Origin of the sequence: Lentzea fradiae (genome assembly GCF_900100955.1) — a bacterium.
Classification (GTDB): Bacteria; Actinomycetota; Actinomycetes; order Mycobacteriales; family Pseudonocardiaceae; genus Lentzea; species Lentzea fradiae.
Genome location: NZ_FNCC01000024.1, coordinates 1 through 23,239, shown reverse-complemented (window position 1 = coordinate 23,239; position 23,239 = coordinate 1). Strand labels below are relative to the sequence as shown.

General features: G+C 73.7%; 18 protein-coding genes and 1 pseudogene. 5 read left to right on the top strand and 14 right to left on the bottom strand.

Features of this window, described 5'->3' with window-relative positions; translation table 11 throughout:
- Window positions 1-17 precede the first annotated feature (17 nt).
- From BLT23_RS37605 to BLT23_RS37590, 4 genes are all read left to right on the top strand, one after another.
- Window positions 18-485, top strand: a complete 468-nt coding sequence (locus tag BLT23_RS37605) for a DUF2243 domain-containing protein (protein ID WP_090059737.1) — start codon at window positions 18-20, stop codon at window positions 483-485.
- The gene (locus BLT23_RS37600; RefSeq protein ID WP_090059735.1) at window positions 482-1,312 is read left to right on the top strand and encodes a cytochrome c oxidase assembly protein; all 831 of its coding nucleotides are present in this window, start codon (window positions 482-484) and stop codon (window positions 1,310-1,312) included. The genes BLT23_RS37605 and BLT23_RS37600 overlap by 4 nt, the downstream gene beginning before the upstream one ends.
- 564 nt (window positions 1,313-1,876) lie before the next feature.
- Window positions 1,877-5,200 carry an ATP-binding protein gene (locus tag BLT23_RS37595; protein ID WP_176947122.1) on the top strand — a complete coding sequence of 1,108 codons (3,324 nt, stop codon included), beginning with the start codon at window positions 1,877-1,879 and terminating at the stop codon, window positions 5,198-5,200.
- Window positions 5,201-5,328: 128 nt separating this feature from the next.
- Window positions 5,329-8,760, top strand: coding sequence for an ATP-binding protein (locus BLT23_RS37590; protein WP_090059731.1), 3,432 nt, complete (start codon window positions 5,329-5,331; stop codon window positions 8,758-8,760).
- A gap of 215 nt (window positions 8,761-8,975) precedes the next feature.
- Here the strand turns inward: BLT23_RS37590 and BLT23_RS37585 are convergent, their stop codons facing one another.
- The 14 genes from BLT23_RS37585 to BLT23_RS37525 form a co-directional block, all read right to left on the bottom strand.
- Window positions 8,976-9,599 (bottom strand): response regulator transcription factor, encoded by a 624-nt coding sequence (locus BLT23_RS37585; RefSeq protein ID WP_245744568.1) that lies wholly within the window; start codon window positions 9,597-9,599, stop codon window positions 8,976-8,978.
- Window positions 9,600-9,695: 96 nt separating this feature from the next.
- On the bottom strand, window positions 9,696-11,027 hold the full coding sequence (locus BLT23_RS37580) for an NADase-type glycan-binding domain-containing protein (protein ID WP_090059730.1): 1,332 nt from the start codon (window positions 11,025-11,027) through the stop codon (window positions 9,696-9,698).
- Window positions 11,027-11,587 carry a phage tail protein gene (locus BLT23_RS37575; RefSeq protein WP_090059728.1) on the bottom strand — a complete coding sequence of 187 codons (561 nt, stop codon included), beginning with the start codon at window positions 11,585-11,587 and terminating at the stop codon, window positions 11,027-11,029. Before BLT23_RS37575 ends, BLT23_RS37580 begins: the two co-directional genes overlap by 1 nt.
- Window positions 11,584-13,518 (bottom strand): putative baseplate assembly protein, encoded by a 1,935-nt coding sequence (locus BLT23_RS37570; protein ID WP_090059726.1) that lies wholly within the window; start codon window positions 13,516-13,518, stop codon window positions 11,584-11,586. Before BLT23_RS37570 ends, BLT23_RS37575 begins: the two co-directional genes overlap by 4 nt.
- Window positions 13,518-13,928 (bottom strand): GPW/gp25 family protein, encoded by a 411-nt coding sequence (locus BLT23_RS37565; protein ID WP_090059725.1) that lies wholly within the window; start codon window positions 13,926-13,928, stop codon window positions 13,518-13,520. Before BLT23_RS37565 ends, BLT23_RS37570 begins: the two co-directional genes overlap by 1 nt.
- Complete coding sequence (locus BLT23_RS37560; protein WP_090059723.1) at window positions 13,925-14,239, bottom strand: PAAR domain-containing protein; 315 nt, start codon at window positions 14,237-14,239, stop codon at window positions 13,925-13,927. The genes BLT23_RS37565 and BLT23_RS37560 overlap by 4 nt, the downstream gene beginning before the upstream one ends.
- A 20-nt stretch (window positions 14,240-14,259) precedes the next feature.
- Window positions 14,260-15,957, bottom strand: coding sequence for a VgrG-related protein (locus tag BLT23_RS37555; protein ID WP_090059721.1), 1,698 nt, complete (start codon window positions 15,955-15,957; stop codon window positions 14,260-14,262).
- Entirely contained in the window at window positions 15,954-16,718 is a 765-nt protein-coding gene (locus BLT23_RS37550) for a CIS tube protein (RefSeq protein ID WP_245744567.1), read from the bottom strand. The genes BLT23_RS37555 and BLT23_RS37550 overlap by 4 nt, the downstream gene beginning before the upstream one ends.
- Window positions 16,719-16,744: 26 nt before the next feature.
- Window positions 16,745-17,179: a phage tail protein gene (locus tag BLT23_RS37545; RefSeq protein ID WP_090059719.1), complete on the bottom strand. Its 435-nt coding sequence runs from the start codon at window positions 17,177-17,179 to the stop codon at window positions 16,745-16,747.
- Between the two features lie 25 nt (window positions 17,180-17,204).
- Complete coding sequence (locus tag BLT23_RS40385; RefSeq protein ID WP_143036180.1) at window positions 17,205-17,843, bottom strand: hypothetical protein; 639 nt, start codon at window positions 17,841-17,843, stop codon at window positions 17,205-17,207.
- A gap of 2,266 nt (window positions 17,844-20,109) precedes the next feature.
- Complete coding sequence (locus tag BLT23_RS41185; protein WP_176947121.1) at window positions 20,110-20,268, bottom strand: DUF6760 family protein; 159 nt, start codon at window positions 20,266-20,268, stop codon at window positions 20,110-20,112.
- Window positions 20,265-20,729: a hypothetical protein gene (locus BLT23_RS37535; protein WP_090059715.1), complete on the bottom strand. Its 465-nt coding sequence runs from the start codon at window positions 20,727-20,729 to the stop codon at window positions 20,265-20,267. The genes BLT23_RS41185 and BLT23_RS37535 overlap by 4 nt, the downstream gene beginning before the upstream one ends.
- Complete coding sequence (locus BLT23_RS37530) at window positions 20,726-21,166, bottom strand: phage tail protein (protein WP_090059713.1); 441 nt, start codon at window positions 21,164-21,166, stop codon at window positions 20,726-20,728. Before BLT23_RS37530 ends, BLT23_RS37535 begins: the two co-directional genes overlap by 4 nt.
- A 43-nt stretch (window positions 21,167-21,209) precedes the next feature.
- The gene (locus tag BLT23_RS37525) at window positions 21,210-22,733 is read right to left on the bottom strand and encodes a phage tail sheath family protein (protein WP_090059712.1); all 1,524 of its coding nucleotides are present in this window, start codon (window positions 22,731-22,733) and stop codon (window positions 21,210-21,212) included.
- A 288-nt stretch (window positions 22,734-23,021) separates the two neighbouring features.
- Between BLT23_RS37525 and BLT23_RS37520 the strand changes: the two are divergent.
- Window positions 23,022-23,239: pseudogene (locus tag BLT23_RS37520) on the top strand (IS982 family transposase); the annotation flags it as partial.

The following is a 23,239-nucleotide window of genomic DNA, read 5'->3' as shown; positions in this document are numbered from 1 at the left end:
GGAGGACCGCGCGCCTGATGAACGAATCCGCCGGGCACGCCTCTGCCCCGGAACCCGGAAGGTCGCTGGCCGTGTGCGCGCTGATCGGCGCGGCGCTGATGGCGGCGGTCGACGAGATCGTGTTCCACCAGATCTTGGCGTGGCACCACTTCTTCGACCGGTCCACTCCGGCGGTGGGGCTGGTGTCGGACGGACTGCTGCACACCGCCGAGCTGCTGGGCCTGGTGGCCGGGTTCGTCCTCTACGCCGACCTGCGCCGCCGTCATGCCCTCGCACCGGCCCATGCCAGGGCGGGGCTGTTCCTCGGGCTGGGCGGCTTCCAGCTGTTCGACGGGATCATCGACCACAAGGTGCTGCGTCTGCACCAGATCCGCTACGGCGTCGACTTGCCGGTCTACGACCTGGCGTGGAACGGCGCGGCACTGGCGCTGCTGGCCGTGGGCGTCGTCCTCGCCGTGCGCGCACGGCGAGGGCTTCGCTCATGAGCGGTCCCCACCTGCACGACGCGGCGCCTCAAGGCGTGACCGGGACCGTCATCGCGGTGACGGCGCTGCTGGCCGCGTGTGCCTATCTGGCGGGCAGCACCCGGCTGCGTCTGCGGGGTGACGCCTGGCCGAAGTGGCGAGACGCCTGCTTCACCGCCGGGTGCGCCGTGCTGGCGTACGCGCTTCTGGCGCCGCTGCCCGGTGGCCCGTTCACCGCCCACATGGCGCAGCACCTGATGATCGCCATGGTCGCCCCCGTCCTGGTGGTGGGGGCCCGTCCGCTGACCCTTCTGCTGCGGGCGCTGCCGGTGCGGCCACGGCGCACGCTGCTGGCCGTGGCGCACTCGACTCCCGCGACCGTGCTGGTCTTCCCGCCGCTGGCGGCACTGCTGGACCTCGGCGGTCTGTGGCTGCTCTACCGGACTCCCCTGTTCGCCGGAACCCACCACCAGCCGCTGCTGCACGCCGCGGTGCACCTCCATGTCGTGGTCTCCGGGTTGCTGTTCACCTTCGCGGTGTGCCAGCTGGACCCGGTCAGGCGCCGCTGGAGCCTCGCCTGGCGCGCCACCACCTTGCTGGCCGCCGGCACCGCCCACGCCGTCCTGGCCAAAGCCCTCTACGCGACCCCTCCGCCGGGGACCGCCTTCACCACCGCCGATTCGCACGCCGGCGCACAACTGATGTACTACGGCGGCGACCTGGTCGAGGTCGTGATCGCCGTGATCATCGCGGTCCAGTGGTACACCGCCGGTGGCCGCGTCCACGCCCGCCGGCGACGCCGCGCGGAGTCGACCGGCACCGCGCCGGTCACCTCCGCGTTCCACTGACTGAGAATGCCCGGATCCGTCCCTTTCCGACACAGCGGCGCACCTCGGTTTCGGCCATCCGCAACGGAATTCGAGGGTGTCTTCCGGCTGCCCGTTCAAAGCAGCCGAAAGACAGCGGCCGAGCCGCCGCACTCGCACTCGCGCAATTCGAACGCGGCCGGTTCACCCGAACTCCTCAAGTCTTACCCGAACCCCGTCTTGACGTCGAACTCCACGACGCCACACTGACTTGGTGAGCAGGGAGGAGTACAACTACTCACAGGCCCGAGGCTTTCACCCCGACACATTGCAAGCAGCCACACGCATTCCGCGCGAACGGGAATGGCGACGGCTTTCGACCGAATTGGCGCGAAGACGGCAGGGACCCTCCAAACAGGAGTGGACAGACTGTTGACCGCCGGAAACAGCTATTGAGACAGACTCTTTTAGGCAGCATTAAGGAAGCGTTGCCATGCTGGCATGACCGGACGAGATCCCCCAATGCCGATCGGCGCAATACACCATCGGCCCGGTCTGCCATTGGCTCCGCCGTTCGGCCCGCACCTCCACACGAAAGGTGTCCCGATGTCGCTGTGCACGACCGCTTCGCTGGTGGTCAGGCTGCTCGGCCCGGTGCGCGCGTGGCGCGGCGGCGCGGAGGTCGGCCTCGGCACAGCGCGCGGGCGCGCCGTGTTCACCCTGCTCGCGCTGCGGGCGAACGAGGCGGTCTCCGCGGACGAGCTGGTCGACGGGGTCTGGGGTGACGCGCCGCCCGCGACCGCCAGGGCGAGCCTGCACACCTACGTCTCCGCGTTGCGCCGGGCGCTGGAACCGGAGCGGTCCAAGCGGTCGGCCGGGGTGGTGCTCGTGTCGTCGGGAGCCGGGTACGCGCTCCGGCTGGACCCCGAGGCGGTGGACGTCCACCGCTTCGACCGGCACCGCGAACGGGCGGAGGGCCTGGCGCGGACCGACCCCGGGCAGGCGGTGGCGGAGCTGGACGCCGCACTGGCGCTGTGGGAGGGCGAGGCGCTGTTCTCCGTGCCGGGCCGGTTCGCCGAGTCCCAGCGGTCGCGGCTGCACGAACTGCGGCTGGCCGCCGTGGAGCGGCGTGCCGAGCTGGAGCTGCTGCTCGGCAGGCACGCCGGCGTCGTGGCCGAGCTGTCGGCGCTGACGGTCGAGCACCCGCTGCGCGAAGGTCTGCGGGCGCTGCTGATGTCCGCGCTGCACCAGGGTGGCAGGCAGGCCGAGGCGCTGGAGGTGTTCCGCGACGCCCGGCACGTGCTGGCGACCGAGCTCGGCATCGAGCCCGGCAGCGCGCTGCGCGAGGCTCAGCGCCGGGTGCTGGAGGGTCAGCCAGCCCACCGTCCACCCGCGACAGAACAGTCCCCGGCAACCCCCGCCCCGCCTCCCACGTCCCCCGCGACCGCGAGCGAGGCACGACAGGCGGCTCCCTTCGTCGGCCGGCGGCGGGAGCTCGACGTGCTGCGGCGCGCGGTGGCCGAGGTGACCGGTGGCCGGGGCGGAGTCCTGTGGCTGGAGGGTGAGGCGGGGATCGGCAAGTCGTCGCTGCTGTCCGCCGGCCTGGCCGGTGCGGGTGCCCGCGTCGCCCGTGCCGCGGCCGACGAGCAGGCCGGACGTTTCCCCCTCCGCCCGGTGCTCGACGCTCTCGACGTGTCGGTCACGTCCGCCGACGCGCGCAGCGGTGAGCTGGCCCAGGACCTGCCGGCGCTGGCGGGCGGCCGCCAGGCCCCGGGCGACCCCGTGCTCACCATCATCGAACGCCTGGTGGAACTGGTGCGCGAGCTGAGCTCGGAAGCCCCGCTGGTGCTGGCGCTCGACGACTTCCACTGGGCCGACGAGGCCAGCGTGCTGCTGTGGCACCGGCTGTCCCGCCTGGCGCGCCGCCTTCCCCTGCTCCTGGTCGCGGTGGCGCGGCCGGTGCCGCACCGCGAGGACCTGGCGCGGGTGCGGCGCGCGGTCGCGGACGCCGGTGGCCTGGTCGTCCTCGAACCGCTGACGGACGACGAGGTCGCCGAGCTGGTGACCGGGATGGTGGGCGCCGCGCCCGGCCGGGGCCTGGACCGGATCGCCGGGTGCGCGGGCGGAAACCCGCTCTACGTCGAGGAAGTGGTCCACGCGCTGGTGCGCGAGAACGCCGTCGAGCTGCGCGCCGGGGTCGCCGAGGCGCGGGTGGCGGACCACGACATGCCGGCGTCGCTGGTGACGGCGCTGGCCAGGCGGCTGGCTTTCCTCTCGACGGAGGCACTGGACCTGCTGCGCTGGGGCGCGTTGCTGGGCACCTCGTTCGCGCCCGGTGACGCCGCGGTCGTGACGGGGCGGCCGGTCAGCGAGCTGGTCGCCGCCGTGGAGGAGGCGATGGCTGCCGGTGTCCTGGTCGAGGCGGACGCCGGGTTCGCCTTCCGCCACCACCTCGTCCACCGCGCCCTCTACCTGGGCGTCCCGGCCGCTGTGCGGGCCTCGCTGCACCGCCAGGCCGCCAGGGCCCTGGCCACGGCCGGGTCCCCCGTCGAGCTGGTCGCGCGGCAGCTGGCCACCGCGCCGACCGCCGTCGAGCCCTGGGCGGTGGACTGGCTGGTCGCCAACGCCGAGTCGGTCGCGGCGCGGGACCCGGACCTCGCGGTCGGGGTGCTGCGGTCGGCCGTCACGCTGCCGGACCTGCCCCCAGGGGACCGGGACCGGCTCGCCGCCCGGCTGGCCCGCCTGCTGTTCGGGCTCGGCCGCCGCGCCGACGCCGAGGCCCGCTACGCGCTGGCCCGCGCCAGGGACCACGAGCTGGTCGCCGAGATGCGCTGGGTCCTGGCCGCCTCGCACCACCGCGACGGCAGCGCCGTGGACGCCGCCGAGGTGGTGCGGTCGGCAGCCGCGGACCGCACCACGCCTCTCGTCTGGCGGGCCCGCCTGCAGGCGCTGACCGCGGACGTGGTGACCGGCGACGAGGGCGAGACCGCCGCGCGCCAGGCGCTGAGGCTGGCGCGGGAGGTGCGCGACGACTTCACCGTGGCGCAGGCCAGGCGCGCGCTGTGGCGGAGCGCGACGGCCCGCGGCGACCACGCCGAGGCGTTGCGGCAGGTCGACCAGGCCCTCGCGGTTCCCGTCGCCCCGGAGGTCCGCGCGGACCTGGTGGGCGACAAGGTGCTCACCCTCCAGCACCTCGACCTCCTGGACGAGGCCGACGAGCTGCTGCGGGCGGCGGGACCGCACCCCGCCGCCGCGGCGCAGTGCTACTGGCGGGGTCGCTGGGCGGACGCGCTCCGGCTGGTCGACGGCCACCAGGCGCCGACACCGAGTCCGTGGCCCCGGGACCGCGGTCCGACGCCTCCCGCGCACGGTGTCGCCGCGCTCGTCGCGGCCCGCCAGGGCCGGGTGGACGAGGCGGCGCGGCACCTGCGTGCCGCGGCAGGTCACCGGGAGGACTTCCTGGACGGCTTCCGGGCCGCCGCCGAGGCCGCCCTCGCCGAACGCGCCGGACGGGTGGACGAGGCGCTCGCCGCGCTGACCGGGGTGCTCGCGCCCGGCCGCATGGCACCCGACCCGCGGTGGCTGCCCCCGCTGACGCGGCTGGCGCTGCTCGCGGGTGACCACGACCTGGCGGCGCACGCGGCGGAGCTCGCCAGGACGAGCGGTGGAGCCGTCGAGGTGGCGCTGCGCTGCCGGGGACTGGTGGACCGCGAGCCTTCTCTCGTGCTCGACGCGGTGGCGCGGTACCGGGAGGCGGGCCGGCCGGTGGAGCTGGCGGAAGCGCTGGAAGACGCCGCCGCGCTGCTGGTGGCGCGCGGCGCCTGCGCCGCAGCGGACACGGCGGTGCGGGAGGCCGTGACGGTCTACCGCGGTTTCGGCGCGGAGTGGGACGCGGGGCGGGCCGGAGCGCGGTTGTGCCGCGTGGCTTGAGAAGAGCGGACGTGCACGCCGGCCACGGCGGGTGATCGAGCGTCGGCGCGGGCGGCCGTGCCGGCAGCGGGCCGCGCCACGAGGAGACGTGCGCCGCGGCCGGAGGAGCCTTCGGGGAGGCAGGTGAGATGTCGGCGTTGCGGTTGGTCGTGCTGGGGCCGGTGCGCGCGTGGGTCGGGGACCGCGAGGTGCAGCTCGGTTCGGCACGCCCGCAGGCGGTGTTCGCGATGCTCGCGTTGCGCTCGGGTGCTGCGGTGCGGCGGGACGAGCTGGTGTCCGGGGTGTGGGGCCGGGACGCGCCGGCCACCGCGGAGGGCAGTGTCCACACCTACATCTCGTTGCTGCGCAAGGCTTTGGAGCCGGACCGGCCACGCGGGGCGGCCTCGCGGGTGCTGGAGTCGGTCGGGTCCGGCTACCGCCTGCGGTGGCGCCCGGCCGCCTCGGACCTGGCGGAGTTCCGCGCGCTGCGGGCACAGGGGCAGCGGCAGCTGGCGGACGGCGACGCGGACGGGGCGCTGCGCTCGCTCGACGCGGCGCTGGGGCTGTGGCGGGGCGAGGCGCTGGCCGGCCTGAGCGGACCGTTCGCCGGGAACCGGCGGCGGGAGCTGGCCGCGGAGCGGACCGTCGCGCGGGAGCTGCGCGCCGAGGCGGCCCTGGCGACCGGCGCGCACACCGACGTGATCGCGGACCTCGGCGCGCTGGTCGCGGAGGAACCGCTGCGGGAGCGGGCGCACGAGCTGCTGGTGCTGGCCCTGCACCGCGGTGGGCGCGGCGCGGAGGCGCTGGAGGTGTTCCGCGACGCCCGCCGGGTCATCGTGGCCGAGCTGGGCGTGGAACCGGGGCCGGGGCTGCGTGCCGCGCAGCAGCTGGTGCTCAGCGGCACGGTCCCCCCACCGCGGGCCGCCACCGCCCAGCAGCACGTCCCACCACAGCGGAGCGCCTCCGCATCGGTGGCCGGCACCGTCGACGAGCCGGTCCTGCTGGGCCGCCACGCCGAGCTGGCCGCTGTCTCGCGGGCGGTCGACGAGCTGTCCGCCGGACGCGGCGGGACGCTGTGGGTGGAGGGCGAGATGGGCATCGGCAAGTCCGCGCTGCTGGCCGCCGCGCTGGCACGGGCCGGGCTGGCCGGGCACCAGACCGCCCACGCCGTGTCGGACGAGCTGGACAGCCACTTCCCGCTCCGGCTCGCGCTGGACGCCCTGGGCGTGGACCCCGCCGCCACCGACCCGCGACGTGCGGAGGTGGCCCGGGCACTGCGCGAGCGGCAGCCCGCCGCGTCGGTCTTCGCGAACGGCGACCCGCTCTCGTGCGGTGTCGACGAGCTGGTCGCACTCGTGGAGCGGCTGTGCTCGGACGCACCCCTCGTGCTGGCGCTAGACGACCTCCAGTGGGCCGACGAGAGCAGCATCGAGGTGTGGCGCCGGCTCGCCGCGCTCACCCGGCACCTGCCGTTGCTGCTGCTGGGCGCGGCGCGGCCGGTGCCGCACCGGCCGGGGGTGGCCCGCCTGCGCCGGTTCGCCGAGTCCGGTGGCGGCGTGGTGCTCGACCTGACCCCGCTCGGCGACTCGGACGTGGCGGACTTCGTCGGGCGGCTGGTGGGTGCGCCGCCCGGTCCCGCGCTGCGCGAGATCGCCGCGCGGGCGGGCGGCAACCCGCTGTACGTGCGGGAGGTGGCGGACGCCCTGCTGCGCGAACGGCTGGTGGTCGTCGGCTCCGGCGTGGCCGAGGTGGGAGAGCACGCCTTCGACCAGGTGCCCGGCTCGCTGGTGTCCGCGGTCGGCGGGCGCCTGGACCTGGTCTCCGCCCCCACCCGCGAGGTGCTGCGGTGGGCGGCGCTGCTGGGCTGCGAGTTCTCCGTCGACGGGCTCGCGGTCGTGCTCGCCCGCCCGGTGGCCGAGCTGGTGGCGCCGCTCGAGGAGGCCGCCGCGGCGGGGGTGCTGCGCGACGCCGGGACACGCATCGCGTTCCGGCACCCGGTGCTGCGGCAGGCGCTGCACGAGAGGATGCCCGCGGCGCTGCGCGACGCCCTGCACCAGCAGGCCGCACAGGCACTCGCGCGCGCCGGGGCACCGGTCGGCCACGTGGCCGAGCAGCTGCTGGCCTCGGCGGGGAACTTCGGCGCGTGGGTGGTCGACTGGCTGCTGGTGCGGGCACCCGCGCTGGTCGACGAGGCGCCGCTGGTCGCGGTCGAGCTGTTGCAGCGGGCGCTGCGGTCCAGGGCGGTGACCGACGCGCACGCCGCGGTGGTGCGGGCCCACCTGAGCAGCGCGCTGTTCCGGGTCGGCCGGGACGCCGAGGCCGAGCACCACGCCCGGCGGGCCCTTCCCCGGCTGCGCGACCCCGACCTCGTCGGGGAGGTCCGGTGGCTGACGGCCTACGTGCCCTTCCGCGCGTCACGGCCGCAACAGGCGCTGGAGTCGCTGCGGGAGACCTTGGCCGACCCCGCGCTGCCCGGCGCGTGGCGGGCCCGGCTGCTGTCGCTGCTCGCGCTGGTGCAGCGCGCCGGGCTCGACGACCTCGACGCGGCTGCGGCGAGTGCGCGCGAGTCCATCGAGGTCGGCGAACACGCCGCCGACCCGTTCGCCATCGCCCAGTCCCTGGGGGTGCTCTGGCAGGTCGGCGCGGCACGGCGCGACTACGTGGGCGCGCTCGCCCACCTGGACCGGGCGCTGGACGTGGTGGGCACCGACGCCGCGCTCACCGACCTGAAGCTGGTGCTGCTGGACAACCGCATGTTCACGCTCCAGTGCCTGGACCGGCTCGGCGAGGCGACCGACACGATGCGGCTGGCGTTCGACGCCGCCGGGCACAGCGCGCCCGTCGCGGCTCTCCAGGTCGGCGCGGCCGTCCACCGGTTCTGGCTCGGCGGGTGGGACGAGGCGGTGGACCGGATCGGCGCGGTGCTCGGGGACGACTCGGGCATGACCGGGTTCGGCCTGCGCGAGGGCGGGTTGATGCTGCTGCACGGCGTCGCCGCGCTCATCGCCGTGCACCGGGACGACGACCTCGCGCTCCGGCGGCACCTGCCCGCCGGTCTCGCACTGCCGCTGACGACCGCGGTGAACCGGGAGAACCGCGACTTCCTGGTCGCGGCACGGGCGGCCGCGGCGTACCGCGACGGCGACCACTCCGCCGCGATCGAGTTCCTGGGCGAGATCCTCGACACCCGCCGCACCGAGATGATGCTGCGCCACCAGTGGCTGCCGGAGCTGGTCCGGATGGCGCTGGACCACGACGACCGGGCGACCGCCCGCGCCGCCACCGAGGCGTGCGAAGCGGAGGCGGCCAGGGAGTCCACCGAGGCCAGGGCCGCCGCGGCGGCGCGGCGCTGCCGGTGCGTGCTGGCGGAGGACCCGGACGGGCTGGCGGCGGTCGCCGCGCACTACCGTTCGGCGGGCCGGGTGTTCGAGGCGGCGCAGACGCTGGAGGACCGCGCGGTCCTGCTCGCACGCGGCGGGCGTGCCCGGGAAGCCGGCGCGGCGCTGCGCGAGGCCGTCACGCTCTACCGGGGGCTGGGCGCGGCATGGGACATCCGCCGCGCGACGGACCGCGTCGGCTGAGCACCCTGACCGAGCCGTTCACCGTGCAACCGCAGCTCCGCACCCGCACCTCCTCGCCGGGGTGGGGTGCCGGCTCCTCCTCCGGGGCCCCGATCACCCCGTTGTCCGACATCACCCAGCCCGGGTCCGGGGAGATGCGCTCCGCCGCTGCCTCGCCAGGTCCGTCCTCCTCGACCTCGCACGTCCCCGCTCTGCCACCAGGGTTGCCGTCCATCTCAGATCATTCCCTTCCGCAGGGCGTAGGCGACCGCGTGCGGCCGGTTGCGCAGGTTGAGCCTGGTGGTCAACCCGTAGAAGACGTTCTTGATCGTGCGCTCGGAGTAGCACAACCGGCCGGCGATCTCGCCGGTGTCCAGGCCGTCGGCCATCAGCCGCAGCACGTCGGCCTCGCGCGGCGTCAGCTTGGGCACGCTCGTGTCCGGTGACACCAGCTCCCGCTGGAGCCGCTCCACGTGCCGGAGCAGCTCCGCGACCAGACCGGACGGCATGACCCCGCCACCGGAGGCCGCGGCCAGGACGCTGTGCAGGACCCGTTCGCCGGTCGCGGCGGCGCGGGGCAGGATCGCCACCACCCGGTGCTCCACGACCGCGAGCACGTCCTTCTCCCCCACCTCGTCGAGCACCAGCACCACCGGTGCCCCGGTGTCCGCGGCCACCCGCCGCAGTCCGGTCAGCAGCGCCGGGCCCATCCGGTCGACGGCCACCACGACCACGTCGGCCCGCGCCCGCCGGTCCCAGTCCAGCACCTCGATCTCGTCCCGCGAGCCCAGGTAGCTCGTCAGTCCGGCCATGCTCAGGTGATCCGCCGCCTGCACGACGACCCCGACTCGTTCCACCACTGCCTCCCCGCAGACCCGGTTGCAGATCCCGAGTCTGCGAGGCGCGGCTTCACGCGCTCTGAAAAGCGTCTACAAAAGTTCTTCAGCGGGGCCCGGTCACGAGCGGCGGAAGAACTCGACCTCGCCGAGCGCCACGTGCCTGCCGTCCCCCAGCCCCGCGGCGGACTTCACGACCAGGCGCACCGCCACGACGTCGCTGACGCCGGTGTCGGTGCGCTGCGGACCCGGCTGGTCGTTCAGCGCCACCGCGATCGTGCGGGTGACACCACCGGACCCGGTCACGACCAGGTCCACCGCCGTGGGCCGGGCCTGCTCGCGGAACTGCTCTGGCTGCGCGGAGGCACCCGTGTGCACGACCACCGACAGCAGCCGGAAAGGACGGTCGAAGGTGAACTCGATCGCGTCGCCCACGGCGGGCGCGCCCCAGTACCGGTTCGACAGCCCGTCCACGGCCGCCCCCGCCGGGTGGCCGGGCACCTCGGCGGTGGCGGCGGCGCGCACGGGCGCGATCGGCGCGGGCTTCGCCAGCCGGTCACGCAGGTCCTCGACCAGCTCCACCGCGTTGGGGTAGAACACGATCCCGGCGACCACCAGCGCGGCGACCACGAGCAGCGCGGCCAGCCTGCGCAACCACTTGGACGTGTCGCCGAGCCGCGAACGCCGGTGGGGACGCGCCGTGGTGACCGCGGTCCCGCCCTGCAACGGTGTGGCGCACCGGCGGCAGAACCGGCGACCCGGCGGGTTGGTGGTGCCGCACACCGGGCAGGGCGGACCGGCCACCTCGACCTGGGCACCAGCGGTGGGCAGCGGACGCCTGGCCTCCGGCCGCCCCGGCAGCACGGGTCCCAGCACCACGTCCGACGGCCCCGTCCCGACCGCCGCCTCCGTTCCGGCCGCCGTACGGACCCTGGCGACCACCGGCCGGTCGGAGGCGGCGGCGGACTCTCCGGTCGCCGGTGTCCCGTCCTTCCCGAACCGCGATCGGACCCACGCGTGCCAGCGGGCCCACAGGCCCGGCCGGGCAGTGGCGGGACTTTCCGGCGCGAGTCCCCCACCGACCGCTGAGCCTGGTTCCACCGGACCCGGTTCTCCGATCGCCGTCTCGATCCGCGCCGCCAAGTGGTCCTCGGCCACCGGGGGCGGGTTCATGCCGGGACCTGCGTCCTCATCGGCCTTCCCGTCCGCTGCTCGCCCGCTCCTGTCCACCGGCTGCTGCCCGGCCGAGTCGTCCCGCGGGACCGGGGCCGTGGGCGCGACTTCCGCGACGGACGCGTCCTCAGCGGCGGGGACCCGCGCCGTGGCGGCCTCGGCTCGCTCCCGCCGGGTCGCCTCGGCGGTCCACCCCAGGTAGGTGCCGCAGTTGCCGCAGAAGTCGTCACCGTCCTGGACGGACGCTCCGCACTGGGGGCACGAGCGCACCACGGCCATCACCCCTCACCCCTCGGCGGCCCGTCCAGCACCTCGACCGCGCACCGGACGTGCACCGGACACACCGCCTCCACCAGAGCCTCGACCCGGTCGCGGTCCACCGGGCCGGACGAACCCGGCCACACCCGCACCACGACCACGCCGGCCGCCGGACCGGGCAGCGGCGCGTCCGGAGTGCCCGACCAGCGCACCCCGGGGCCGTCCGCCACGTCCGCGCGCACGCCCAGCGACAGCTCCAGCCGCTCGACCAGCCCGCGCACCGTGCCGCGCTTGCGGTGCATCTCCACGGCCCGCCGCACCAGGGCGCGCCGCAGCGGTTCCGGCCACGCCGGGTCCAGCCCCGCCGCCACCCACGACGACAGCCACACCAGGAAGTCCTCCGGCGCCAGCGCCGGGTCCAGGTAGGCGGGCAGGTTGTCCAAAGTGGACAGGACCGCCGACAGCACGGCGTCCAGGCCGGAGGTGAACCGCTGCGCGAAGTCGTCCGCCGCGAACAGCGCGGGCAGCATGCCGCCCAGCGGGTGCCTGCTCGGCAGCTCCGGCAGCGCCGCCCTGGTCACGGCGCACCGACCTCGACCTGGTGCTGGTAGGAGAAGGCCAGCGCGTTGGGCGCGACGTCCAGCCGGTCCACCGGCGCGCCCCGCGCCCCGGTGATGGGGTTCGCCGGGAACATCCTGATCTCGTCCACCAGCAGCACCCCCGGCACCGCCTGGAGCACCGAGAACACCTCGCCGAACTGCACCGGCCTGCCGAAGCCCCACCCGGTGCCGCCCGGTCCGCCGCGCAGCGGGTTGAGGTACCGGTACAGCGCGGCCAGCGCGTCCTCGCGGACCCGGTTCACGTCGGCGGCCGTCAGCCTGGCCACCACCGTGATGCCCTGGTAGCGGGGTGGTTCCACGACCAGCCGGGTGCCGAGCAGGCGCCGTTCGTCCAGCCGCCGGGCGACCGCGGCCAGCACCTCGTCGGAGGGCACCAGCTGCTCGAACCGCAACCTGTCGCCCTCGTCGGCCACCGCGTCCGGCACCACCAGCACCCGCGCGGCCCCCGCCTCCCCCTCCACGGGCAGGCAGCGCACGCGTGCCAGCGACGGCGCCGCCTGCCGCGCGATCAGCTCGTGGTCCTCGGCGGTCACCGCCCGGTCCTGCACCCGCAGCTGGTGGGGTGCCCGCAGCTTCGCCTCGGCCACGGTCTCGGCGTCCACGCCGCCGGTCGCGGCCTCCCTGTTCTCCACCGCCGAGATGTAGGGCACCGAGCTCCGCAGCACCGAGAGCGCGCCGCGCGCCACGTTGCCCGACCGGCCACCGCCGGTGCGGTAACGCGGAACCCTCAGCACCGCCCCCTTGGGCGGCACCGCGCCGTAGCGGCGCAGCGTCCCGTCCGCCTCGCGCACCGCGGGCGGGAACAGGAACTCGCCGCTCGACGCGTCGAGCACCACGTGCCGGTCGCCGGGGGTGGAGAGGCCGAAGTCCTCCACCACGGCCCAGTCCTCCCAGCCCTCACCCGCCGCGGCCTGCACGACGACCGGGTCGCCGTCGAGCAGCACCGGGGCCCTGGGCACGCTGAACCGCTGGCCCGGCACGCCCGCGGACTCGCCGAGCGGCACGTCGGTCTCGGTCTCGGCGTGCTCGGCGACGGTGGTGCCGCCGATGGTGTAAGCCTCGGCCTCGCGGACCGTCGGGGACTCCGAGTAGAACGGCTGGCCGGGCACGGGTTCGACGACCCGGCAACGCAGCCAGCCGGCGCGCTGGCCGGCGACCACCGACATCGTGTGGCCGCCCGGCACGTGCAGCACGACCTCGCCCGGCCGGTTGAGGCCGCCGGTGCCGTCCTCATCGACCTCGCAGGCGACCCAGTCCCCTCCGTCCCACGCCTCCCACACCAGCGGCGGCTGCCGCGGGTCGACGCCGATGCCCTCGACCCTGCTGTCCAGCCGCAGCACGACCGCGCAGTGCGGCACGGCGGCGGTGAGCCCGAACAGCGTGGCGTCACCGGGCACGGGCGAGGCTTGGAAGCACGCGACGTCCTTGCCGGACTCCAGGTCCCGCGTGCGGTCGGCGTGCTCACCGGACGCGGACCGGGTGACCAGGCGCGTCAGCGCGCAGGGCACGATCGGCAGCTCGCCGGTGGTGGCGAAGACGATCGCCTCGGCGAACTCGGTGCTCACCGTCGCGACCTCGGTGCCCGCGGGCAGCGACACGGTCTCCACCTGCGGCGCGGACAGCCAGAACGTCACCAGCGCGCGGGCCGCCGTGGGCGGGAACAGCCGCACGCCCAGCAGGTCGAGGAACGCCAGGTAGTTCTTCTCCGGCACCCGGTTGAGCCGGTAGACCAGCTGGTCGGCCATGTGCGCGAAGGTCTCGATGAGGGTGACGCCGGGGTCGGACACGTTGTGGTCCGTCCACTCGGGACAGCTCTGCTGGACGTACCGCTTGGCCTCGTCCACGAACTGCTGGAACCGCCGGTCGTCCAGGTTGGGCGCTGGTAACGCCATCAGTCGGCCTCCCCTTCGCCGGAAGGGATCGTGTAGAAGGGGAAGACCAGGTTGCGCTGGTCGTTGGTGGACTTCACGGTGTAGTGGATCTCGATGTAGAGCGTGCCGACGTCGACCGAGTCGAACGCCACGACCACGTCGGCCACGTCGATGCGCGGCTCCCACCGGTCGAGCGCGGTCCGCACCTCGCGCGAGATGTGCCCGGCGGTCGCGCCGTCCGCCGCGGCGAACACGAGGTCGTGGATGCCGCAGCCGAACTCGGGGCGCATCGGGCGCTCACCGGGCGCGGTGCCCAGGACCAGCCGGATGGCCTCCTGGATCTCCTGGTCGCGGTCGACCATGCCGATGCCGCCGGTGGGACCGGGCCGCAGCGGGAAGCCCCAGCCGCGGCCGATGAAGTCGGCGCTCACAGCGGACCCCCGATGTGCACCGTGCCGGGACGTGGCGCCAGCTTGGCCTTGCAGGTGGTCTCGTCCCCGACGGTGGCCGCGGCCAGGCCCCCGATGAGGACGCCGCGGCGGGCGATGGCAGGTGAGATCAGGATGAGGTTGGGGGCCGCGTTGTGCGGCACCACCGTGCACACGTGCACGCAGTTGATCGTCGCGGCGGGCTTGCCCTCGATCAGCACCGTCATCAGCCGGGACGCCGCCAGCGCGTTCAGCGGAGGGCCGATGGTGCCGCTGTGCAGCGTCTTGTCACCCTGTCGGGCAGCGGGAGGCATGTCGCGATCTCCTCACGTGGTCAGTTGAGCTTGATGAGGGCGCCCTTGAGCGTGAGCACGCCCCTGCCGGCGTCGATGGTGATGCCGGTGCTGGTCAGCGACACCGAGCCGAGCACGCCCGCACCGCGCGGCCCGCGCACGACGAGGTCGATCTTGTCGCGCTTCTCGTCGAGCACGACCTCGAGCCGCTTGTCACCGGAGGCCAGCCGGACCCCCGACTGGGCGGTGCCGTCCAGCAGCTCCACCCGGTTGCCCGTGCGCGAGACCAGGGAGCGGCGGTTGACCTTGCCGCGTCTGCCGTCCACCAGCGGCAGGTCGTGCGCCGAGGGCTGGTCGACGCCGTTGTAGAGCCCGCCGATCACGTAGGGCCGGTCCAGGCTGCCCTGCTCGAACCCCACCAGCACCTCGTCGTTGACCTCCGGGCTGAACACCCCGCCGCCACCCGCGCCGCCCCACTGCACGGTGCGCACCCAGTCGGTGACGTACTTGTCGTCCAGCCAGGGGAACTTCAGCCGCACCCAGCCGCGCTGGCCGCCGGTCTCCTTGATGTCGGTGACGATTCCGGTGGCCAGGCCGGGCATCCGCGGGCTGCGGGGTGGCGCGTTGCCGCCGATGGCCAGACCCGTGAGCGAGCGGTCGAAGGAGGAGCTGACCGTCAGCGTGGTGTAGTAGCCGGTCTCGGGTTCCAGCACGTGCCGCGCCGCGGTCACGGTGTAGGCGCCGTCGAACTCCTGGCCGGAGTTGGTCAGCGTCACCGGGTCGCCCGCGCGGAGCTTGGGGCTGCCGGTGACCACGGCCTCCAGCTCGCCGAAGCCCGCGCTGGTCGACGCCTCCAGCGACCGCGCCGCACGCGTCGCCTCCGCCTGCGTGGCGTACGGCGTGTCGGTGACCAGCAGCGGCGCCTTGGTGGGGAAGGCCCCGTTGGCCTTGCTGGCCGTCAGTCCCGGCCTGACGGTCTTGCTGGAGGTGTTGGGCCGCACCGCGACCAGCGCCTTCTTGGTGGCCACGTCCCAGCTGCGCACCTCGACGCCGTTGGCCTGGTCCGCGGTGGTCAGCACGGCGCGCAGCGCGACGGTGTTCTCGCCGAACTCCAGCACGTGCGGATCGTTGGTCACCTTCGGCTTCGGTGCCCCGCTCGCCGGCTTGAGCTTGACGAGCTCGAGCCGTCCCGCCTCGTCGACCCGGACGACGGCGTCGTGCTCCCTGGCGAGCATCTGCAGGAAGTCCCAGTCCGACACGCCCGCCTGGCTCAGGTGCCGGTAGGTGACGCCCGCGACGTCGAGCCGGCCCGCGGTCAGCCCGGCGCCCGTGGCGACCTTGCGCACGACGGCCGCCGCCGACATGTTGCGGAACGCCTGGACCTTGCGGCCCCGCATCAGGCGGTGCGCCCGGCTCATCGCCCTGACCACGATGTACGAGCCGGTGCCGTCGCGGTCCAGCTCCAGCGCGGTGACCTCGCCGGTGAACACCTTCTCGGTGGTGGTGACGCCCGAGGACGCCAGCGACACCTCGATCTTGGCGCCGATCGTGATGCCCGTGTCCTTGAGCAGCTCGTTGTTCTCGTCGGAGTAGGTCAGCACGACGCAGTCGGGCAGGCCGACGTTCTCGTCCACCACGCAGCGGACCAGCTGGTCGGCCTGCTCGGTCAGCTCGGTGCCGTTCGCGCGCACCACCGCGCTCGCGGCGATGTTGTCGCCCTCCACGCCCGGCCCTGTCATCGGTCCTCCCCTGTCTCCCCCGCCACGCCCGGCACCAGCAGCTCCGTGCCGGGAACCAGGACCATGGGGTCGTCGATGTCGTTGGCCTCCGCGATCACCCGCCAGGCCGTCGCGTCGCCGTACTCGCGCCACGCCAGCTGCGCCAGGCTGTCCCCGGCGACCACCTGGTGCGTCCGCCGGGCCTCCCGCGACCCGGACGTCGGGTTCTGCCCTGGCGTGCCCGCCCCCGCCTCCTCGATGGCCAGCGAGCAGGTGGCGCGCAGCGGCTTGCCGTCCACGTCGAACAGCGAGTAGTCCACCGACAGGCTGGACAGCACCCCGTCGAAGGACACCGACTTGGCGGTGCCCCACTCGAAGCGGACCCACGGGCTCGCGGGTTTCTTCTTGCGCAGACTGGCTTTCGTCGGCACGCAGGCGATCATCAGCTGCTCCACCCGTTCCTCGACCGAGTTGTCGTGCCCGGCGGTCGCGTCCAGGAACACGTCCACGCTCAACGACCGCGGCCCGCTGCCGACGAACTCCGGCAACGCCGCCTGGCCGGCCATCCGCGCCGGCTTGCGCCGCCACTCGACGCTCTTGCTCAGCGCCAGCTTGCCGGGGTTGAACTGGAACTGGACGGTGGCCAGCCGGGCCCCCGGCCCGGCACCGCTCCTGGCGGGCGGCTCCATGATCACCAGCTGTGCCTTGACGAGGCCGGAGCCCATGAACGCCTTCGCCGCCTTGCCCGCCTTGCCGGCGACAGCCCTGGCCTTCGACGCCACGGTCCGTCTCCTCCCGCTGCCCGCGCTCAGCCGTCGCTGGACGCCTGGAGGCCCTCGTGGGCGAACTCCAGCGTCTCCACGGCGGCCTGCGACTGGTTCGGGTCGAACGACGGCCCCTGCCAGCGGACCGGGATGATGCCCATCACCTGCCAGCTGACGATCGGCGTCAGGTCGGGGGCCAGCGCGACGATCTCGCCGTCGGAGCGGTCGGCGTCCTCGATGATCTCGTTGAACCACTTGAGGACCTTGGCCGAGTCACCGGTCACCGGACGGGTCATGGTGATGTTGGACCAGGTGATGCGCGAGGGCAGGCTCCAGGTGAACCCGTTGTTGCCGCCCTCGGCGTACTGCTCGACCTCCACCGTCGCGCCGAGACCGTCGCAGGTGTGGAACATGCCGAGGTCGTCGTCGGCGATGGTCAAGCGGAAGAAGACGCTGCTGGCGAACACGTCGTCGCTCATCGGGGTTGCTCCTCGTTCTGGCCGGTCAACGGCCGCGGTCGTGCAGTCGGCCCGCGCGTTCGCGGCCGTGACGCAGCTCTGCGCGCAGCAGCCTGCCGAGCGGGTCGAGCAGCCTGCGGGCCAGTTCCTCGAGATCCGGCTCGGCCCGCTTGGTGCGGGCCTGTCCGGTCGCCGGGTCGTCCTGCCACGCTCCCGGGGATGTCGGTTCCGGTTCCGGCGATGCGCTCACCGGTGCCCGCCGTCCCGGCGCCTGCTTCGAGGCGCGCTGCACCACCTGAGTGCCCGCCGACCACCTCACCGCCGGGACCGCGGTCCGTTGCGGGGTGGCTGGGGCGGTTGGGGTGTGGTCCCGGCCGATCGTGGTAGGCACGTTGGCGGGGTACGCGATCGGCGGGAGCCGCTGGCCGCTGTCGAGCGGCCGAGGCGGTGCCGGTCGCACCACGGCCGGCGCGCCGTTCGCCGCTGGGCGGGGTGCACCGCCGACGTCCCGCTGGACGTGGGGGCGCTGGGCTTCGGGGTGCTGGCTGTGGGAGCGCTGGATGTGGGAGCGCTGGACGTGGTGGCGCTGGCCGGGGCCGGAACCGGTCGCCCGCTGGGCGACCAGCGGAGGCGACGCCGGTGCCGGTACCGAGCCCGGGATGGAGGTCGATGCAGAGGTCTGCACGGAGGTCGATGCCGAGCCCGGTGCGGAAGTCGATGCTGCGGTCTGCACCGAGTTCGGGAGCGAGGTTCGTGCGCTGGTGGGTGACGGTGCGGCGCTCAGGGCCGCACTGTTCGGTTCCGCACTGCCCGGTTCCGCACCACCGGACACCCCACCCCTGGGCCGCCGACCACCCGGCCGCAGACGGCTCAAGCCAGTCGTCCTCGACGCGTCACCTCGGGGTACAGCCGCATGGCGACCAGCCACCCTGCGGCTGCCTCCTGCCGGGGCTCCAGGGTCCGCGGACAGCCGTTGCACCGTCGGCGCCGGATCCGAACCAGTCGGCTCCCTCTCAGCGCCCGCCCACTGCGGGCGAACCACGGGCTTCCCCGCCGCGCGCTGCACCGGCTGGGGCAACCCCACGCCGGTGCTGGTGGCGAGGGGACGTTGAGCGATCAGGGGCAGCACTGGCGAACCGTGCGTCCTGTCCTGCGGCATGGACCGGCGAGGCTCATCCGCAGCAGGACCCGCCTGTCCCCCACCCTTCACCTCACCGGCAGGCTTCGGCGACCGCTGAACCTCTACCTCCCCGACAGGGAGCCGTGTCACCGGAACCACCGGCAACCGGGCCGAATCCGGCCGAGCCGATGCACTGTCCACAGTGGACGGCGCGCCGAGCTTCATCGCTGTACGCGTCTTGGCGTCGACAGCGCGCTGCACCTGGCGGTCCACCTCAGGCAGTGGCGGCCTCTCCACCCCCAAGATCGGACTGCGCCCGTCAACGACGCGCTGTACCGATGCGGTTGCCGGAGCTGTCGACCGAGAAGCCAGCCCACCACTCGAAGACGACCGCACGGCAGGTGCGGCTGCCCCACCAGACGCGGGCGTCCGCACCTGCGCTGCGCCCGCCTGGGCCGCGGTGGCCGGGAGCTCCGCAAGGGGTGCGCCGATCCCGGTGCCGCGCTTGGGTCGAGACGTCGCGTCCTGCTTCGGCGCGGCACTGCGCTGCACCGCGAGCCCGTCGCCCGCCTGAGCCGTCCCCGACCTGACCACCGGCGTCTGTGCAACACCACGGGGCGGGTTCGACCGCGGCACCGACGACGAGCCGAGCGGCGCCTTCGCCGTCGGCGGCATCGCGGTCAACGGCTCCCCGAGCACCGGCGCGACCTCGGGCGATCCAGGTCGCCCGCCCGCCTGGGCCACCGGCACGCTCGGAGCCTTCCCTGGCACCCCACCAGGCGCGCTCGGGACGTTCCCGGCCACACCCGGCACGCTCGAGGCTTTCGCCGCCGCACCACCCGGCACGCTCGGGGCCTTTCCCGCCGCACCACCGGCCACGGGGAGCGAACGAACCGGCATCGCCGGTCGCCTGGCGACAGTCAGCGGCGGCCGGACAGGTCGCAGCTGGACCACCTCGGCGGCGCCACGGCCCGCAGACCTCACCCCACCAATCTGCCCGGCACCAGACGACGCCGAAGCGACCACCGCCTCGCCACCCCTTGGCGTCACATCACCGGCAACCGAACCTTCGGCAACGGTCGCGGTCTCGCCGACACCCGAAGACGTCGAACCGCCCGCCGCACCGCCAACACTCGGGGACTTCGAACCAGCCGCGTTGCCACCAACGCCCGAGGACTTGGATCCGCCCGCCGCACCACCGACTCCCGAAGACTTCGCACCGCCCGCTGCGCCACCAACGCCCGAAGACTTCGCACCGCCCGCGTTGCCACCCGGCACTCTCGGGGACTTCGTCCCCGCACCACCGCTGCCGGGCCTGGCCGCAACTCCACCAGCCTGTCCCGCCGCGCTGCTCCCACCGGAAAGCCCCGGCCCGCTGGCACTCCGCCGCACCACCGGCGCGGCACCGGCAAGGGGAGCCCTCTGCACAGCCGGTCCCGCCACCCCACCGGACGCGTCCGCCCGCACGGGCGAGGGCGGTTCCTCACCCTCCCCGCGCCAGGCCAGCAGCAACGGCCCGCCGCCCGAGTACCGGGATCGCTGCGTCACCTCCGGCCCGGTCACCCCTGCGACCAACCCTGCCGGGGCGTTCGCGCTCAGCGAGTGCCCCAGCTCGCCGCCGAAGCGGTGGTCCCGCCAGGAGGCCAGCCCGTCGCGGAAGCCCAGCCCGTCCCCGACCGGGATGCCGCTGCGCTGGACCACCCCGCTCAGCGGCGCGACCGCACGCCAGCCGCCGTCCCACGCGGGACGTGCCGGAGCGGTGACCGGCGTGGCCTCCGGCTCTTGCGCGGCGCGGTCGCCCCGCCGCCACCGGTCCCAGAACCCCACCGGGTCACCTCCCCTCGTTCACCCTCGTGTTGATGCGCGCGATCTCACGGACCCAGCTCTGGCGCTCGTGGTGCGCCAGGTCGAGGATCTCCTCGCGCGGCCAGTGGAAGTGGTAGGCCACGTACGCGACCTCTTCGAGCAGCCGGTCGGCCGCGTACGTCACGATTCCCCCAGGCGGCCACCGGCGAGGTCGACCTCGAACGCGGTGCCGCACGACGGGCAGGTCACGCCGGCCCTGGTGTGGCCCTCGCTGTTGATCCGCCGGTAGAAGTCCTGGAGGAAGGCGATGTCGGTGGCGTACATCTGCTCCACCACCCCGGCGTGGACCTCGCGGACCGTGCCCAGCGCGGTGATGACCTGGCTGAGCAGCACCACGCTGAGGTAGCCGGGGTTCTCCTTGACCCGCAGGTCGATCTGGGGACGCAGCTCGTCGCGCGCCGTGGCCAGGCGCATCCGGCCGTGCCGGTGCAGCACGCCGTCGGGGTCGACGTAGCCCCTCGGCAGTTCGAAGTCGAACTCCGTGCGCAGGCCGCCGCGCGTGCTCGGCGCCGCCTGCCGTTCCGGTTCCTTGCCGGTCTCGACCAGTTCGTCGAGCTGGTCGAGCTGGATCGTCCGCCGCCTCATTCGACCGTGATCTCCTCGAACACGAGGGTCACCTTCTCGGTGGCGGCACTGGACTCGCCCGCCTTGAACGAGGGTCCCTCCCACTTGCTGGCCCACGCGCGGTAGAGCGTCATGCGGCGCACCGTGTTGCCTTCGGTGTCCTTGACCTCGATGGTGATGTCCTGCCTGGCCGCCGTGACCGCGCCCTTCTCCAGGGTTTCCTTGAGCCAGTTGGTGAACGTGACGCTCTGGTCTAGGCCCCTGGTGAGCGTCACCTCACCGCCCTTCTGCGCGCCGGGTTGCTTGCGCAGCACGGGTTTTCCGGTCGGGGTGACCTGGGAGACCTCGACGACGTCCTCCTCGACGGTCAGCCCGCTGACCTCCTGGAGGGACTCGACGGTGAACCCGCCGAGCTGGACGCCGAAGATGTGGGTGGAAAGAGCATCGCCCTCTGCCATGGGTGGTGCCGCCTTTCTGGTTCACCCGCCCGCGCGGGACGGCTCATTCGCTGACGAGGCTGGTGCTGTCGGAGAACTGCGACAGCTGGAAGATCACGAACTCGGCCGGCTTGACCGGCGCCACGCCGATCTCGCACACGACCTGGCCGAGGTCGATCGACTCCTGCGGGTTGTTCTCCCGGTCGCACTTGACGTAGAAAGCCTCCGCCGGAGTGCGGCCGAACAGCGCGCCCCGCCGCCACTGCTCGGTGAGGAAACCGGTGATGTTGCGCCGGATGCTGGCCCACAGGCGGTCGTCGTTGGGCTCGAAGACCACCCACTGCGTGCCCAGCAGGATCGACTCCTCCAGGTAGTTGAACAGCCTGCGCACGTTGAGGTAGCGCCACGCCGGGTCGGAGGACAGCGTGCGGGCGCCCCAGACCCGGATGCCGCGGCCGGGGAACGACCGCACGCAGTTGACGCCGATCGGGTTGAGCAGGTCCTGCTCGCTCTTGCTGACGTTGATCTCGAGGTCCACCGCCCCGCGGATGACCTCGTTGGCGGGCGCCTTGTGCACACCGCGCTCGTTGTCGTTGCGGCTCCACACGCCCGCGATGTGCCCGGCGGGCGGCACGAGGGTGTTGCGCCCGCCGGCCGGGTCGAAGACCTTGATCCACGGGTAGTACAGGACGGCGTACTTGGAGTCGTAGTTCGCCTCGTCCATCCGCCAGGCGCGGACCTTCTGCGCGTTGAGCCCGGGCGGCGCGTCGAGCAGCGCGACGCGGTCGCCCATCTGCTCGCAGTGCGCGATCATCGCCAGCTGGACGGTCTTGACGCCCTCCAGGTCGATCAGGCCGCGCTTGTAGGCACCCATCAGGTCCGGCGCCACCACCATCGTGACCTCGTCGATGCTCTCCAGACCACCCATGCCGGTGCGCGCGTCCGGGTCGCCGAGGTACTCCTGGGCGTCCAGCCGGGCCACGGCCTTCGACGGAGCGGGCGTGTCCGGCAGCGCGACCTGCTGCTTGTCCGGACGCGCCAGCGTGCCGGAGGACCGCTCGGTCATCCGGATGAGCTTGGACCGCTCGGACACCTGCGTGACGACGTAGTTCTTGACGTTCTTCTTCGTGGAGACGTCGTAGGTCTCCACCACCTTGCCGCCCTGCTTGACCACCAGCTTGAACCTGTCCTCCGGCGGGTTCTCCCCGTCGGCGTCGGCCACCTCGACCGAGATGTCCGAGCCCGCGCCGGGCAACGCCGCGACGTCCAGGCCACCCAGCTCGGCCGGGGCGGGCGCGACCGGCTCGGCGTCGGCGCCCGCCTGCGCACCGCCGACGCGCACCACGTACGCCGCACCGCCGCCGTTGGCGAAGAAGCCGTACATCGCGTGCGGCAGGTAGGCGTCCTCGGTGAAGCCGCCGAAGAGCTGGACGTACTGGTTCCAGTTGGTCACGAGGGTCGGCCGGTGGAAGGGCCCGCGCTCGGCGAAGCCGACGAAGGCGGCCACCGCGGTGCCGACGCCCTCGATCGGCCGTGCGCCGGACTGGACCTCCTCCACGTAGACGCCCGGTGAGAGGTACTGCGGCATGGTCGCTCCCCTGTCTCTTCCGCTCTGGCTGTCTTTTCCGCTCCGGCAGCTGCTGCGCTTGTGCTCCACAAGCCTGCTGTGGTCGCCCTGGCACGGGCAGGGCTCACGGACCCCGGCCGGGGGCAGAACCGTTGCCCCAAAAGACATCAGCGGAGCGCGCACGGCGAAGCGCCCCTGTGCCGATGCCACGGGGGCGCTTCGCCGTGGGGAGCTAGATGATTGATTCCGTTTGGCTCTTGAGCTGAAGGCGGTCCTGAGACGCAGGAGGAGGGTGTCAAGATCAGGTTTGTGACGACCGATCTGGACACCCTCCTGACTGCACTCTACGTGTTCTGCGATGACCACCTGACACCACCCGAACGCAGACGTCCCGGCCGGCGCAAGAAGCTCTCCGACGCGGAGTTGCTGTGCCTGGCCGTGGCCCAGGTACTGCTCGGCTTCCCGTCGCAGCACCACTGGCTGCGTTTCGCCTACGGCAGGCTCGGGCACCTGTTCCCGTACCTGCC

Coding starts and splice junctions, on each gene's coding strand:
- BLT23_RS37605 (WP_090059737.1), top strand. CDS start 18: ATGAACGAATCCGCCGGGCACGCCTCTGCCCCGGAACCCGGAAGGTCG.
- BLT23_RS37600 (WP_090059735.1), top strand. CDS start 482: ATGAGCGGTCCCCACCTGCACGACGCGGCGCCTCAAGGCGTGACCGGG.
- BLT23_RS37595 (WP_176947122.1), top strand. CDS start 1,877: ATGTCGCTGTGCACGACCGCTTCGCTGGTGGTCAGGCTGCTCGGCCCG.
- BLT23_RS37590 (WP_090059731.1), top strand. CDS start 5,329: ATGTCGGCGTTGCGGTTGGTCGTGCTGGGGCCGGTGCGCGCGTGGGTC.
- BLT23_RS37580 (WP_090059730.1), bottom strand. CDS start 11,027: ATGGCCGTGGTGCGCTCGTGCCCCCAGTGCGGAGCGTCCGTCCAGGAC.
- BLT23_RS37570 (WP_090059726.1), bottom strand. CDS start 13,518: ATGGCGTTACCAGCGCCCAACCTGGACGACCGGCGGTTCCAGCAGTTC.
- BLT23_RS37560 (WP_090059723.1), bottom strand. CDS start 14,239: ATGCCTCCCGCTGCCCGACAGGGTGACAAGACGCTGCACAGCGGCACC.
- BLT23_RS37555 (WP_090059721.1), bottom strand. CDS start 15,957: ATGACAGGGCCGGGCGTGGAGGGCGACAACATCGCCGCGAGCGCGGTG.
- BLT23_RS37545 (WP_090059719.1), bottom strand. CDS start 17,179: ATGAGCGACGACGTGTTCGCCAGCAGCGTCTTCTTCCGCTTGACCATC.
- BLT23_RS37535 (WP_090059715.1), bottom strand. CDS start 20,729: ATGAGGCGGCGGACGATCCAGCTCGACCAGCTCGACGAACTGGTCGAG.
- BLT23_RS37530 (WP_090059713.1), bottom strand. CDS start 21,166: ATGGCAGAGGGCGATGCTCTTTCCACCCACATCTTCGGCGTCCAGCTC.
- BLT23_RS37525 (WP_090059712.1), bottom strand. CDS start 22,733: ATGCCGCAGTACCTCTCACCGGGCGTCTACGTGGAGGAGGTCCAGTCC.